We start from the raw sequence: 14,353 nt of genomic DNA, 5'->3' as shown, positions 1-14,353 counted from the left end.
AACACTTTATTAAAATGGTAAGGTCAATACAAATGTATCATAATGGATATTTTGTCACAGCAGAAATTAGAGCCAATGGAAATGTAGATCTTGATATTGTTGTAAAAGAACTAAAAACTCTGCAACAGAAAACACGATTAGAGTCAGGCTGTGAAATATTTTCTATCCAACAATCTCGTGAAAACCCACGTTCTTTCATTATGTGGGAAAAATTTATTGACCATGACTCATTAAAGAAACATTTTGAATATGAACATACGAAATATTATTTATCCTTGAACTTGACTGATATCGTACGCGTCTTTACGACAGATATCATTTGATCTCATCATAATATCCCCAAGAGATTTCAAGTTGCAGTTCAGAAAATAATACTGCAACTTGAAAGATAAAAGACATAAAAAGGCAAATCATTAAGGAGCATATTTTGGTCATTAGAATGAATTATGACGATTTACCTGAAGTCAAAGGCCCTTATGTACATGCAACAAAACACCACGGTCTATTATATGTATCAGGTTTAACGGCTTTTGGTACAGAAGCACAAACTCATAATGTAGAATCACAGACCCTTGCCATTCTCCAACAAATGACTTCGATACTTGAGCAGGAGAAAAGGCATAAGTCTGATCTGATAAAGTTCACTATTTTCGTTAAAGATATCAACCAACTCCCATTAATTCGTCCATTGCTGTTTGATTTTCATGAAGGAAATTTACCCTCTTGCTCTCTGGTTGAAGTATCAAAGCTTATTCATCCAGATTTGCAAATAGAAATTGAATCAATTATTGCCCTACATGAATAACTGCACTCCCCCGCCCACACTGGGCGAGGGTTTACGGCGTTTTTTATTAAAATATCTTTTGATAAGGTCTTAAAAATAACTCAGTCTATTCACTGAAACATCATCAACTGTTCCAAAATGGACTAAGTTTTAGTTTATAATAAATAAACAATGCCACTTTTTAAAAAATGGTGAAATCAAAACAACATTAATATATAAACTACTCTTAATCTTATTGTTTTTTATGGAACCAAAGTAATTTACTCATTAAATTATAACAATAAATTATCGGCAAGAATTTTATAAAATCTTAAATAACACCAACAACCATAATAAATATGGTTTTATTATTTCACCCTAATTTATCAGGAGAATTTAGTGAAAAAAATTCTTAAAACATCCTGTCTTACTATGACACTCGCTTTCACTGCTGCCGCAAACTCAGCAATGCCAACAACATTTACGAAATCCACTGACCAATTGCCCAATCAGGCACCTGGATATTACCATCATATGATTGGGGATATCGTGGTCACCGCTATTTATGACGGATACATCCACCTTTCCCCCTCTTTATTAAAGGGCATTGAAACAGAAGATATTCAGAAGCTGCTTGCTCGCATGTTTCAAATTGAAGAGAAAAATGGTGTTCAAACAGCGATAAATGCCTATCTGGTCAATACCAAAGAAGGTTTGGTGTTAATTGATACTGGTGGTGGCAAATGCTTTGGCCCAACCATGGGAAATATTGTTGATAATATCCGTTCCGCAGGCTACACACTGGAAGCAGTAAAAACAATATTACTGACACATATGCACCCAGATCACATTTGTGGAATCTCCGCAGATGGCAAAGCCGCATTTCCTAATGCAACCTTATACGTTTCTCAAGAAGAAAAAGACTTCTGGCTGAACCCTGAGGTTGCCGCCTCTGCACCTAAAGAAAATCAACCCTTTTTCAAAATGGCACAAGATGCTGTCGCGCCATATATTGCCAAAAAAGCATTCCGTACTTTTAAAAGCGGAGATAATGTTGTTTCTGGTATCGAAGCAATACCCACTTTCGGCCATACTCCGGGTCATACCTCATTCAAAATACGATCTGGTAATAATAACATGCTGATTTGGGGTGATATTGTGCACTCTTATTCTGTGCAATTTATACATCCAGAAGTTTCCATTGAGTTTGATACAGATAATGATAAAGCTGTTGAAGCACGTAAGTACGCTTTCAAAAAGGCTTCACAAGATAAATGGTTAATTGGTGCCGCACATTTACCCTTCCCTGGAATTGGGCATATTCGCAAAGATGAGCAAGGTTATACTTGGGTGCCGGTGGAGTATTCAATCTTGTTGAAAAAAGATAATTAGCACCATTGCTTGCTGACAAATAAACAGCTGGGTACACACCAGAATACCATGCCAGAGCAGGGGTATTCTGGACAATCCTGCGCTAAGTACATTAAGCACCAAATTCCCATGGTGATTACACACAAATATATGCTCAATATAAAAACAAGGTTGCTACATTATGGAAAAGAAAACCAAAAACAGGGAATACATTCCAACTTTTATATTATTATAATGCACTCAGCCTCTATTCATAACAAACTACAATAATAAATCTCATTTTTAAAAAATATTATCTGTTATAGTGATTTTTTCATATGGTTGAAATCTTATCAGAATTATTTACTCTTAAAAATGGCGAACTCATTCGCCATTTTATTAATGAAAATATTGGAGTATTTTACTCCACCAATCTTTGCTTTTGTGGTAAATGTATACCCTTCCTGATAATTCCCTACAGATGTACTGAACACTGCAAAAATTTCTTCAAATTATATTTATAATGGCATTCTGTACTCGATCATGCCAGATTTCTCAGCTATCCAGTTATAGAGTTTCTGAGCGCGTAAATTTGTTTCCTGTGTATGCCAGTACAGGCGTTTGCATCCATATTTTTTCGCTTCCTGATGAACAAATTCAATAAGTTGCTTACCAATATGTTGCCCCCGTATATCATCAGCAACAAAAAGATCTTCCAGATAGCAATAATCTTTTTCAGCCCATGTGGAGAGATGATAAAGATAGTGAACAAACCCGACGACTCTGTCACCATATTTTGCTATCGCGCAAAAAACGGGTTCATTTTCAGCCAAAAAGCGGTCCCATGTTTTTAGAGTCGTTTCTTCCGTTAATTCAGCTTGATAGAACTCTTGATAACTCAACCAATGGGGTAACCATTGCGTATAGTCTTCTTGAGAAATAAATCCAATAGATACAAATAATTCTTTATCATTCATACTTATATTCCTTTTTAATACAGCTTTAATAATCAGAAACATGACGCTGAAGTAAAATCATGTTACGTTTTATTCTGGTTTTTTATAAGGTACACTTTTTTAATTTTATTAGGATCCACTTTAATATGAAGAAAAAAACATCCTCTCACTTTCCCAATCTTCTACTGGAAAAAGGCTGCATTAAAGATCAAGTCTATCATGCTATCAGGGAGGCTATTTTATATGGACACTTGTGTGCTAGTGTAAAAGTTCCTTCCAGCAGAGCACTAGCTGAAATGATGTCGATTTCCCGTAATTCTGTTTTATCTGCCTTCGAGCGTTTAATAGATGAAGGGTATTTAGTTACCCGTCAGGGATCAGGTACTTTCGTTTCCCCCATCATTCCAGATGAGTTAACTCAAACAAAATCAAAGAAAAAGATTAAAGCATATGAAATTACAGTAAAAGATAACATCAATCCCAATATAAAAAATGTGGAACCTTTGTGGAAAAAATCACGCCCGGATATAACAGGAAGACGAATATTTAGCGTGGGTGTAGGGTGTGTGGATTTATTCCCTCATGAGCTATGGGGGCGACTATTAGGGCGTGTATGGCGTCAATCCAAAAAAGAATTGGCACAGTTTAATGATCCTGCCGGATATCAAGCATTAAAAGATATTCTATGTCACTATGTTCGTTCAACTCGTGGCCTATATTGCCACGCAGAACAAATTATTATTGTGAATGGAACTCAACAAGCAATAAATTTAACTGCTCGAGTTCTTCTTCGGGAAAATGATGAAGTTTGGCTGGATGATCCGGGATATGATGGCGCATTAGGTATTCTGACGTCTGTTGGCGCTAAAGTACGTTCTGTTATTGCTGATGAAAATGGAATGGATATCTCATACGGTATAAAACATTGGCCGAATGCCAAATTGGTTTTTACCGCTCCTTCTCACCAATTTCCATTAGGGAGTACGTTAAGCTTATCTCGACGTCTTACATTACTTGAGTGGGCGGCTAAACATCAGGTATGGATATTTGAAGATGATTATAATAGTGAGTTTCGTTATTTTTCCAAACCTATTCAAGCGCTCCAAGGGTTGGATCAGCAGCAACGAGTAATTTATGCAGGTTCTTTTTCAAAAATGATGTATCCGGGATTCCGCTTAGGATTTTTAGTGGTGCCTGAACAATTAATTGAACCTTTTAAATTGATGAAATATTACACTGATTCTCATTCTGGTTATTTAGAACAAGCAACGTTAGCCCAATTTATTTCTGAAGGGCATTATACACGCCATGTTCGTCGTATCCGAAAGATTTGTTATGAACGTCGTGAAGTTTTAATCAACGCAATTAAAAAATATTTACCTCATATATTTAAAGTACAGCCAGCGGATTCAGGAATACATATGGTGTGCTGGTTACTCAATGGATTAAAGGAGAATGAGGTAATTGAAAAATGCCATCAGATAGGTTTAAATGTTCAACCATTATCACGATATTGTATGAAACCTTATGAAAGAGAAGCTGTTCTTTTAGGTTATGCAGCTCATACGCCAACCGAAATTGAAGAAAACATTAAGCGACTATCAAGCATTTTGTAAAAATATTTTGTCAGAATTTAATACCCCCAGTAATCTCAATCTGCGTATTCATATTAAGCGATTGGCAAGAAAAACAATTTGTTACTCACGTTCGATAGAAATTCACGAAAAACTGATTGGCGCCTATATTGAAAAACATCATTATAACGCTTTGGAGTCATGATCTGCTAAATTAACCAAATATTAATTTATCTATTTACATTTAGGCTGATCTCATCGAAACATTTACTTTTATTTGAATGAATGGCTGACATTTATATATTCAATGCAAATATATCATTCATTATCACACTCTTTTTTATCAAACAACAAAGATAGAAAATGAAAAATCTCACTTCTAAATACAGATTTTTTGTGATCTAGTTCATAAAATGACAATGATCATGATTTTGTCAAAACCGTTACCTGTTTTTTTATTTTCACCTCATAATGTTACGAAAAAAACACCTTTTATGAATAAATATAAATCAGTTTTATTCACCAATAATATACACCATCTAAGAATATCATTCTTCAACAGCAATAATTTTAACTTTTTACGCTGTTATTGTCAGATGACATTTTTTATTTCACTTGATTTAATTTGGTCTTTACCCATTCGTTATTTATTATCCCCCCATTTTATTCACCACGAATCAGCCGATATATTCGGACAACAGAATCTCTTCAAATTATCGAACAAAAACGTATTGCGTCCTTAATTAACAAATTTGTCGGAGACAATGTGAGTTAGATTTAAATCTTGTGCCCGAATGTTATGGCCTGCGTTGCTATCAGGCGGGATAGCCTATTTCATAACACTCCATCATCTCAGGGAGACAGAATATGTCAGTGAAAAAGCACCTCACAAAATTGAAGAAAGGAAAAGCGCTGTTGGAACAAGGACAGCAAGCTACACAGATGGCGAAACAAGCCAAAGGCCTGTTGACGGGTGCGGGTGGTAACACTGCTGCCGGTCTCGGTGCCGGTAGCATGATCAGTGGCATGGGGGGAGGCTTTGCGGGACGTTCAGGTAAGGCAGCTGGTAGCCTCGGTGCTAATAGCATGATCAGCGGTATGGGGGGTGGCTTTGTCGGTGGACAGGGACAAAAAGCCGGGCTGGCTGTCCGGGCCGCCTCCGGTGACTCAATGGCAGGCAAAATGTTACAGCAAATCGGCCAGAAATTGGGGCTCGGTGGCGGAGTTGATCCCAGCGGCCTGTTATTCACCCTGACAGCGGGCGGATTGCCGGCACAAACCTTTGTCGTCACCGACTTCAGCCTGAGCGAACACTTCTCTCGCCCTTTTGCACTGGAAGTGGGGCTGGCGAGCGCCGACGCCGCCATTGGCTTCCCGCTGGTGCTTGACCACACGGCGACGCTGACTATTCTGCAGAACGGTGTCGAACAGCGAAGCGTCACCGGCATCGTTACCCGCTTTGAACAGGGCAACACCGGACTGCACCAAACCACCTACCGGATGAGTATCCGCCCTGACCTGTGGCGCACGACCCTGCGGCAGAACTCACGCATCTTCCAGCAACTCAACATCGCCGGCATCATCACCAAAATCCTCAAGGAGCACAGCATCCGCGACGTGGCGTTTAACCTGCGCCACCCGCACCCGGAACGCGAATTCTGCGTACAGTATCAGGAAAGTGACTTCGATTTTCTGCAACGACTGACGGCGGAAGAAGGCATTTTCTACTTCTTCGAATGCAGTAACGGGCGCAACACGCTGGTGTTCGCCGACGACTGCGGTTCAGTGCCACCGGGCATACGCCTGCCCTATCAGCCGGGTGAGGCTAGTACGCTGGGTGAACCGGCGGTCAGCAGCCTGACCAGCAGCGCGCAGGTGCGCCCGGCTCAGGTACAGCTTAAGGATTACACCTTCAAGAACCCGGCCTGGCCGGCGGAATTTCAGCAGCAGATGCGGGATGAAAACCTGCAACAGCTGTATTACGAGCACTACGACTATCCGGGCCGCTTCAAAGATGAGGCACATGGAAAGGATTTCACCCGCTATCGACTGGAGGCACTGCGCAGCGACTCCGTAACCGGACAGGGCAGCGGCAATTCCATCGCCCTGCAACCGGGCAAATTGTTTATTCTTGATAACCATCCCCGGCTAGACCTGAATCAATCATGGCAGACCGTCTCCGCCAGCCACAGCGGCAGTCAACCACAGGCACTGGGAACCGCCAGCTCAGGCTCCGGTACAACACTGAACAGCCACTTTACCTTCATCCGCCAGAACCAGAACTGGCGTCCATCTCCGTTGCCCAAACCGGTGATTGATGGCCCGCAGATTGCTAAAGTGGTCGGCCCGGCAGGAGAAGAGATTTTCTGTGACCAGTACGGGCGTGTGCGTCTGCAATTCCCGTGGGACAGGTATGGTAAGAGTGACGACCAAAGCTCTTGCTGGATACGGGTCAGCCAGCCGTGGGCCGGTCAGGGCTGGGGCATGCTGGCTATTCCGCGTATCGGACAGGAAGTGGTGGTGGATTTCCTGCATGGCGACCCCGACCAGCCCATCGTCACCGGGCGTACTTACCATGCCAGCAATATCCCGCCGGGGAGCTTACCGGGCAGCAAAACCCAGATGGCGTTCCGTTCCAAAACCCATAAGGGACAAGGGTATAACGAACTGCTGTTTGAGGATGCCAAGGGCAGTGAACGGCTGGATCTGCACGCACAGAAAGACATGAATACCAAAGTGCTCAATAACCGCGATACCCATGTACTGGCAAACCACAGTGAAACCGTGGAGAAAAACCAAACTCTCAAGGTGAATGAGCACAAAAACGAAATGGTGAAAATGACCAGCACGGAAACCATCGGCATGGTCTACGCACTGACTGTCGGAGCCAGCATGAATACCACCGTCGGCGCCAGCCAGACTGAACAGGTCGGCAGCCATAAATCCATTGCGGTCGGCAATACCTTGTCCATCAATGCCGGTGATGTGATTGAGCTGAAGTGTGGGGCCAGCGTTCTGCGGATGGACAGCTCGGGCAAAATCACTATACAAGGCAGTGAATTCAAATTTGAGGCCAGTGGCCCGGTGCAAATCACCGGCAAAGACATCGACCTGAACTAATAAGGACAGACTGAGATGGAATTTCGTAACCTCACCCCCTTCGCGGTGATGAACTACTCGATGTTGGATGTCGAAGATACTGAGCATCACGCCACGGTCATGAAAATCTGCTACCAGCTCTTGCCCACCGGGCAGGGGGAATACAGCGCCGAATTGCTGCCCGCGCCGCCTTTGTGTTTACAGGATGAATATCGCGGGCAAATGAATGCTTCGCAAGTATTGCAGGAGAGTGACCTTGCCCCGTTTAAACCACGCTGCGATGTGATTGTTAATGGCACAGCCTACGCACCGGATAATCGCCCCTGTACGGAATTTCCCGTGCGGTTGCAGGTCAAAACCAAGCAGGGCCAGCCCCTGCTCGACAAAACCCTGACCGTCACTGGTGAACGGGAGTTTATCCGTGATGCCAGCGGCAACTGGCAACTGACGGAACCCAAACCCTTTACCACCCTATCGCTGGATTATCGCTACGCCTTTGGGGGCGAGTGCAAAATCACGGCAGATGATAAAGCGAGCCAACGGCTCAACGAACATGACCGGCTGACACCGGAACAGCGTCAGCAGCACCCGGACGGGGAAAATGCGCCAATAGCCCATGCCGTTTGTGAAACTAACCCGCTGGGAACCGGCTTTATCACCCCGTGGTACGCCAACGCCAAATCGCTCACCCGCTACCCTGCCCCCCGCATTATCCGGTCAGATGATCCTTTCACAGCCGAACATTTTACAACACAGCTAACCGGTACATTACCGGCAGATACGCCGGCCTGCCAACCGCAAGGTATGGGTTTTATCGGCCGTCCGTGGCTGCCCCGCCGTCAATTAGCCGGTACTTACGATGCGGAATGGCTGGAGCATCGTCACCCTTACCTGCCGAAAGATTTTGACTTCGGTTACTGGAACGGCGCACCGGCTGACCAGCAGATTGACTGGCCGGACACGGATATTGCCATCACCCTGAGCGGCCTGACTCCCTACAGTGACCTGCATGTCAAACTGCCGGGACATCGCCCGTTCATTTTATTGCGGATGCATAACGGGATTCTGTTACCCGTTCCGATGCGTCTCGATACGTTAATTATCGACAGCGAGGCCAGAACACTGCATATGACCTGCCGACTGAATTTCAAAACCTCCCTGCCCGTGCGGGTCGCCGAAGCCCGGTTTGAAATCAACCCGGATGCGCCGTTGCTCAAACTGTCACCACTGGAAGAGGAGAAAATGGATGGCCGATAACTACATCGCTCGCACCGCTGGCACATGGATGATTATCGGCATGCTGCCGGACGTGTGCAAAACCCCGATGGGTCCGTCCACACCGCCGATTCCGTATCCGGTGGTAGCTAAACTGGCGGACAGTTCCGTAGCAGTGCAATCCGTCCGCGCCAACGGCCAGCCGGTGGTGGCATTTGCCCAAAGCTTCGTGCCACAGACGCTAGGTGACCAGCCCGGTGTCGCCAATGGGATCAAAAGCGGCACGGTGGGCGGCAAGTGCCACCCGAAAGAGCATACCCGCACCGTGCGCGCCGGCAACAAACTGGTGCTGCGCCACGGGGATAAATTCTGGATGAATGGGGCATAAGGAGGGAACCATGTCAGACACGATGATCGTTACCCCGGATAACGACGATGTTAGAGCCGAAAAATATTGTAAAGAGTTTAACATCCGCACACAGGCTGAAGCGGAGAAAGCGCTAAGCAATGCTGATACGCTATATCGACAAAGTTCTCGTTTTTACGGCGATTACGGAAACGATCCCGAATTAGACGTTTACTATAATCAGGCAGACGCTGACTTCGAAGTCCAGTCTTTTAAAAAAACAGCTCAGGATACCGTTGAAAAATTCAAAAGCGGTGAGTTTCCGAAGAAAGAATGGGAAGAAAAAGAAGAAGACAACCATCCCAAACCCAATGCAGCGTTGCCTCAAAAGACACGGAACGATAGCCCGACTGGTGAAGGTAACACGCTAGGCAGTGTTGTCGGACAAGCCAGTGCCGCCCAAAACACCCCCCATGATGCCAATCCGGCCGTTAAACCTGAAGCTCCGGCGGAAAAAGGCATGTGGGATAAAACCATTGACTGGTTTCAGGAAACCGGCGATGACCTCAAAAAATGGGCTGATGAGAGTAAACACAATCTGAAGGCAGCCTGGGATAATCCAGGGGAAGCGGCTATCGGGGCAGGAAAAGCGCTCTGGAATACCGTTCCTGAAATGGCAGAATTGTTTGGTAAGGGAGCGGTTACAATCGCAACGCCCCCCGCCGTTGCAGCCGAACAAGCATTAGGATATATGGGAGTCACTCCTCTCGGAATTTCTGACCTTCAGCAAAAGGCTGTTGATATGGTCAATGCTGATGCGATTAAGATGGAAATGAAAAGCGATGCTGAAAAAGGGGGCGGCTTCGCTTTTGATATCGGTAGCCTAGCTTTGGGAGGGGCAGGGATATTTAAAGGAGCAGCAAAAGGCGCCACAAAAGCAACAGCTAAAGCTGAAAGCAAGGTGTTGAGTGAAGAAGCCAAAGCCGCCGAAGTAGCAGGTGGCAAAATCAAAAATCAACCGCCTGAAACTGCTAACTCCACGTCCACCAAACCCAAAAATACTAAAGAAGACCCCATTGACAACCCGTCCAGCAACAAGGAGGGGAGTTGTACCGGAACCTGCAGTGTAAAAGGTGAGCCCGTTGATATGGCTACCGGTGACTTCCTGCAAGTCTGGCCAGTTATCGCTATCCCCGGATTATTGCCGATCACCCTGACCCGGACCTATCGTTCTACCGCCAAGTTAAACGGCCTGTTTGGCCCTAAATGGGCAGATGACTGGTCACGCCATCTGCTACTGACCGACGGCAAAGTGAATTTCACCGATGCCGACGGGGTGATCTACGATTTCAATACGCCGAATAATCAGGTACTCGCCCGTAATCAGCATATTCCCCATTACCTTCTAGAGGGAGAATTAACTGGTGAACTGAAACTAACCGATCGCCAGTCCCAGTTGACTTACCATTTCAATCATGCTGTCGGAAATACTCGCAAGCTGTCCGCCATTACTGATCGCCGGCAGAACGCGATTCGGTTTATCTACAATAAACAGTCGCAACTGATTGAAGTCACGCGCACCGATGGTTTCCGGCTGATCTTAGATTATCAGGGGCAACAGCTCCAGACACTGGATTATCTGGAACAGAAAAAGCAGCAGCGGCTGGTCACTTGTCACTATGACTCACAGAGCTACCTGAGTGAATGTGAAGCGTTCCAGCATAATCATCTGTGGCATGAATATGATGCACAGGGGCGGATGACTCGCTGGCACGATACTGACCAGACTGATTTAAACCTGACTTATGATGAACAAGGACGAGTACTCAGCACGACTTCTCCCAGTGGTTACTGGTGTGATCGCTTCCACTATGACGATAACGCTCGTATCACCACCTATCAGGATGGTGAAGGCGGTAAAACCCACTACCATTACGATAACAACGGGTTGGTTCTGCGTGAAGTCGATCCATTAGGACGTATCACACGCCGCCAGTGGCGCCATAGCCAAATTGTCTGGGAAGCTGATCCATCAGGGGCTATCACCACATTTGATTACAACCCTGACGGTGCCCTGACCGAAGTAAAGCTGCCGACTGGCGATACGTTCGCTTATGGTTATGACGAACACGGGCAGTTTATCGAAAGTATCCTGCCAACGGGCGAGCACTGGCAATTTCACTATGATGAGCAAGGCAACCTGACAGCACTGACTAATCCGTTAGGTCACAAAGAAGAATACCAATACGGCATCCACGGTGAATTACGCCAGCGTTTACTGCCGGATGGTCGTCAGTGGCATTACGCCTATGATGAACAGCAGAGGCTGACAGCTGTGATGACGCCGGACGGCCAGACAACCAATTTGCAACTGGACGAGCTGGGTCGTCTGCGTCAACTCACCGATGTCCTCAAACAGCAGACTCACTACCGTTATAGCGATGACCATGCCAGCCTTAAAGGCAGCCTGACCGATGTTGAACTTCCGGACGGTACGACCCAACAGCTCGCGTATGACAGCGAGCGGCGTGTGGTGGCGGTCACTGATGGCGAAGGCCGTACCACGCGTTATACATACGGCGCGTTTGACCTGCTCAATCAGGTTACCCGCCCTGATGGCACTATCTTACGCTTTGGCTATGACCGTCTGGCCCGTCTGAACTCAGTGACGGCTTCCACCGGCGAAACCTATCGTTATGAGCGGGATGCCGCTGGTCAGATTATCCGGGAAACCGATTTTACCGGGCGTACCCTCGACTATCAGTACGATAAATTAGGACGACGCACGCAAGTGCAGTATCCCGATGGTCAGCAGCTTCGCTGGCACTATTCCGCCGCCGGTTTACTGGTCAAACAAGAAAGCTGGCTGCCGGAAGAAAATCAATGGGTGCTTAAGGCCACCACAATCTACGAGTACAACGCCCGTCACCAATTGGTGAAAGCAACCAATGATGACGCGGTAGTGGAATACGAGTACGATAAAACGACTGGCTTGCCCATCTGCGAACGTATCAACGGGCGGGAAATTACCCGCAAATGGGACAGCCTGACCGGACGCCCGGTCAGTGAAAGTCTTGATGGCAATTCCCTGCACTTCGGTTATAACCAGCTAGGCGCATTGAACCACTTTCAACTCAACCAGAATACGCCGCTGACGCTCCAGTATGATCCGCTGGGGCGGGAAACCGTGCGTGAAAGTGCCAACGGTTTTATCCTTGCCAGCCGCTACACCGCGACCGGTCTGCTGGCACATCAGTCGGCAGGGCAGGTCACCCAATTTTTCAAAGAAACGCTGGCACAAAATGACCCGCACTTTCTTCCGCAAGCCACTGCGGTCAACCGGAGCTGGCAATATGACCGTGCTCATAATGTGCGGGTGATTGACGACAGCCGATGGGGACAAACCCGCTACCGTTACAATGATAACGACCAGATCTTGCACACCCTGTTCGAAGGTGCGCGTCCGTATGAAGAGCAATTCAGCTATGATACTAACGGTAACCTGAGCCAACACCTGCCTATAGATGCTTATGGCGCGATGGCACAAATCACGCAACGTCAAAAAGCCGGGCGGGTGGTGGTGCAGGGGGATATCCGATATCTCTATGATGACAATGGGCGTCTGGTGGAAAAAACCGAACAACGTGACGGATTCCGTCCGCAAATCTGGCGCTACCGCTGGGACACCCAAAATCAGCTCACCCACTTCGAGACCCCGGATGGCTCTCGCTGGCAGTATAAATATGACCCTTTTGGAAGACGACTCCAAAAACTGAAAATTCACGATGGAAAACTGGCAGCGGCTAATTTACAGTTGTGGCTGGCAGGTAAACCGGATTTAACGCCGAGAGCCAATGCCATCATGGGGCAGGATTACCTGTGGAGTGGCGACCAACTGATTGAGGAAACACCGGTATACGCCGATGGTACTCCAGTAGAAGATCAGCGCATCCGCTGGCTTTACGAACCCGGTTCATTAACGCCGTCCGCACGCTTTGAAAAAGGCAAGCTGCACTATATTGTCAGTGACCATCAGGGTACGGTGCGCGAGATGTTGTCCGAAGAAGGGGTACTGGTCTGGGCGCAGCGGCTGACGACTTGGGGCAAAGCGGAACGTTTTCAGGTCATCGCCTCCAATAACCCAGATTATCATGTAAATTGTAACCTGCGGTTTATGGGGCAGTTTGAGGATGAGGAGTCGGGGCTTTACTACAATCGCTTTCGGTATTACTCGCCGGAGACCGGGCAGTATATCTCGCCCGACCCCATCGGGCTGCTGGGCGGGGTGAATCCCTATGGCTATGTGCATAATCCCACTGGATGGGTAGACCCGTTCGGATTAGCGGGTAAAGACTGCGATAAATTGTTAAATCCAGATTGGACTAATCATGGATTTAAGCATTTCCCTCAGAAAAATATGTCTTGGAAAGATATTGTCAAATCAACGAAATCTGGGCCTGCTAAATATACGCCTGAGATTAATATTGAAGCATTAGAACGTTCTGTTTATAAAACAGGTCAACCAGTTACGAATGGTAAGCCTTGGAAAGTTCAAGATATGGGGGAAATTATCGGGGCTAGTGAAGGTAAACCAAGTCAATGGATAAGAGTTGAATATAGCGGTGGTACTATTCACGGACATCCAATTTCTCTGAACGAATTTAGGAAACTGACAAAATAATGAACATTGATTTTTCAAAAAAAAGCGGTGTGATCATTTTTAATGATTTTTTTATTAGAAATGATATTCCGCTTGAGAATCAACTTGATGAATTAAAAGAAGATATGTTGCAGGTAGAATTTCCTAATGGATATCTTTTAGACATAGGCTGGAGACCCTCATTCGAAATTGATGGACAGTTTAAATTGGCATTAATTAAAGACTTTAACTGGGAAAATCCCATTTATTTAGATTCAGCAAATGATTTATTTGGATTAGAAGCAAAAATTCAACTAGCAATGCTCAAATTATAACTGATGAAACCTAATAGCCGGAAAGATCCCCATGATCTTCCGGCCTTGTTTTTTTAAGAGCCGCTCATTCCCTGCC

General features: G+C 45.9%; 10 protein-coding genes and 1 pseudogene. 10 read left to right on the top strand and 1 reads right to left on the bottom strand.

The features are described 5' to 3' along the window. The first annotated feature begins 32 nt into the window (after positions 1-32). From Xvie_RS01530 to Xvie_RS01520, 3 genes are all read left to right on the top strand, one after another. Positions 33-323: a putative quinol monooxygenase gene (locus Xvie_RS01530; protein WP_086107631.1), complete on the top strand. Its 291-nt coding sequence runs from the start codon at positions 33-35 to the stop codon at positions 321-323. A gap of 104 nt (positions 324-427) precedes the next feature. Then, positions 428-805 carry a RidA family protein gene (locus tag Xvie_RS01525; protein WP_086107630.1) on the top strand — a complete coding sequence of 126 codons (378 nt, stop codon included), beginning with the start codon at positions 428-430 and terminating at the stop codon, positions 803-805. A 357-nt stretch (positions 806-1,162) separates the two neighbouring features. Next, positions 1,163-2,155 carry an MBL fold metallo-hydrolase gene (locus Xvie_RS01520; protein WP_244175408.1) on the top strand — a complete coding sequence of 331 codons (993 nt, stop codon included), beginning with the start codon at positions 1,163-1,165 and terminating at the stop codon, positions 2,153-2,155. Between the two features lie 476 nt (positions 2,156-2,631). Here Xvie_RS01520 and Xvie_RS01515 read toward each other — a convergent pair whose 3' ends face one another. Further along, a complete protein-coding gene (locus Xvie_RS01515) occupies positions 2,632-3,090 on the bottom strand; it encodes a GNAT family N-acetyltransferase (RefSeq protein WP_086107629.1) in 459 nt (152 codons plus the stop codon). A 125-nt stretch (positions 3,091-3,215) separates the two neighbouring features. Between Xvie_RS01515 and pdxR the strand changes: the two genes are divergently transcribed. From pdxR to Xvie_RS01480, 7 genes and pseudogenes are all read left to right on the top strand, one after another. Then, positions 3,216-4,685, top strand: coding sequence for a MocR-like pyridoxine biosynthesis transcription factor PdxR (pdxR, locus tag Xvie_RS01510; protein ID WP_086107628.1), 1,470 nt, complete (start codon positions 3,216-3,218; stop codon positions 4,683-4,685). Between the two features lie 28 nt (positions 4,686-4,713). Continuing rightward, positions 4,714-4,848 (top strand): annotated as a pseudogene (locus Xvie_RS20645) (IS1 family transposase); the annotation flags it as partial. A gap of 662 nt (positions 4,849-5,510) precedes the next feature. Next, on the top strand, positions 5,511-7,763 hold the full coding sequence (locus Xvie_RS01500; RefSeq protein ID WP_086107626.1) for a type VI secretion system Vgr family protein: 2,253 nt from the start codon (positions 5,511-5,513) through the stop codon (positions 7,761-7,763). Between the two features lie 15 nt (positions 7,764-7,778). Continuing rightward, positions 7,779-8,999, top strand: coding sequence for a DUF2169 family type VI secretion system accessory protein (locus tag Xvie_RS01495; protein WP_086107625.1), 1,221 nt, complete (start codon positions 7,779-7,781; stop codon positions 8,997-8,999). Next, complete coding sequence (locus Xvie_RS01490; protein WP_086107624.1) at positions 8,989-9,345, top strand: DUF4150 domain-containing protein; 357 nt, start codon at positions 8,989-8,991, stop codon at positions 9,343-9,345. Before Xvie_RS01495 ends, Xvie_RS01490 begins: the two co-directional genes overlap by 11 nt. Positions 9,346-9,355: 10 nt before the next feature. Next, positions 9,356-13,984, top strand: coding sequence for an RHS repeat-associated core domain-containing protein (locus tag Xvie_RS01485; protein WP_244175406.1), 4,629 nt, complete (start codon positions 9,356-9,358; stop codon positions 13,982-13,984). Beyond that, on the top strand, positions 13,984-14,277 hold the full coding sequence (locus tag Xvie_RS01480) for a hypothetical protein (protein WP_086107622.1): 294 nt from the start codon (positions 13,984-13,986) through the stop codon (positions 14,275-14,277). Before Xvie_RS01485 ends, Xvie_RS01480 begins: the two co-directional genes overlap by 1 nt. The last annotated feature ends 76 nt before the right edge of the window (positions 14,278-14,353 follow it).

The organism is Xenorhabdus vietnamensis (assembly GCF_002127535.1).
GTDB classification, from domain to species: Bacteria; Pseudomonadota; Gammaproteobacteria; order Enterobacterales; family Enterobacteriaceae; genus Xenorhabdus; species Xenorhabdus vietnamensis.
This window is presented reverse-complemented; position numbering and strand designations above follow the sequence as displayed.

Excerpts from the sequence above, each read along its gene's own strand:
- Xvie_RS01495 (WP_086107625.1), top strand. The coding sequence starts at position 7,779 with ATGGAATTTCGTAACCTCACCCCCTTCGCGGTGATGAACTACTCGATG.
- Xvie_RS01490 (WP_086107624.1), top strand. The coding sequence starts at position 8,989 with ATGGCCGATAACTACATCGCTCGCACCGCTGGCACATGGATGATTATC.
- pdxR (WP_086107628.1), top strand. The coding sequence starts at position 3,216 with ATGAAGAAAAAAACATCCTCTCACTTTCCCAATCTTCTACTGGAAAAA.
- Xvie_RS01500 (WP_086107626.1), top strand. The coding sequence starts at position 5,511 with ATGTCAGTGAAAAAGCACCTCACAAAATTGAAGAAAGGAAAAGCGCTG.
- Xvie_RS01480 (WP_086107622.1), top strand. The coding sequence starts at position 13,984 with ATGAACATTGATTTTTCAAAAAAAAGCGGTGTGATCATTTTTAATGAT.
- Xvie_RS01530 (WP_086107631.1), top strand. The coding sequence starts at position 33 with ATGTATCATAATGGATATTTTGTCACAGCAGAAATTAGAGCCAATGGA.
- Xvie_RS01515 (WP_086107629.1), bottom strand. The coding sequence starts at position 3,090 with ATGAATGATAAAGAATTATTTGTATCTATTGGATTTATTTCTCAAGAA.
- Xvie_RS01485 (WP_244175406.1), top strand. The coding sequence starts at position 9,356 with ATGTCAGACACGATGATCGTTACCCCGGATAACGACGATGTTAGAGCC.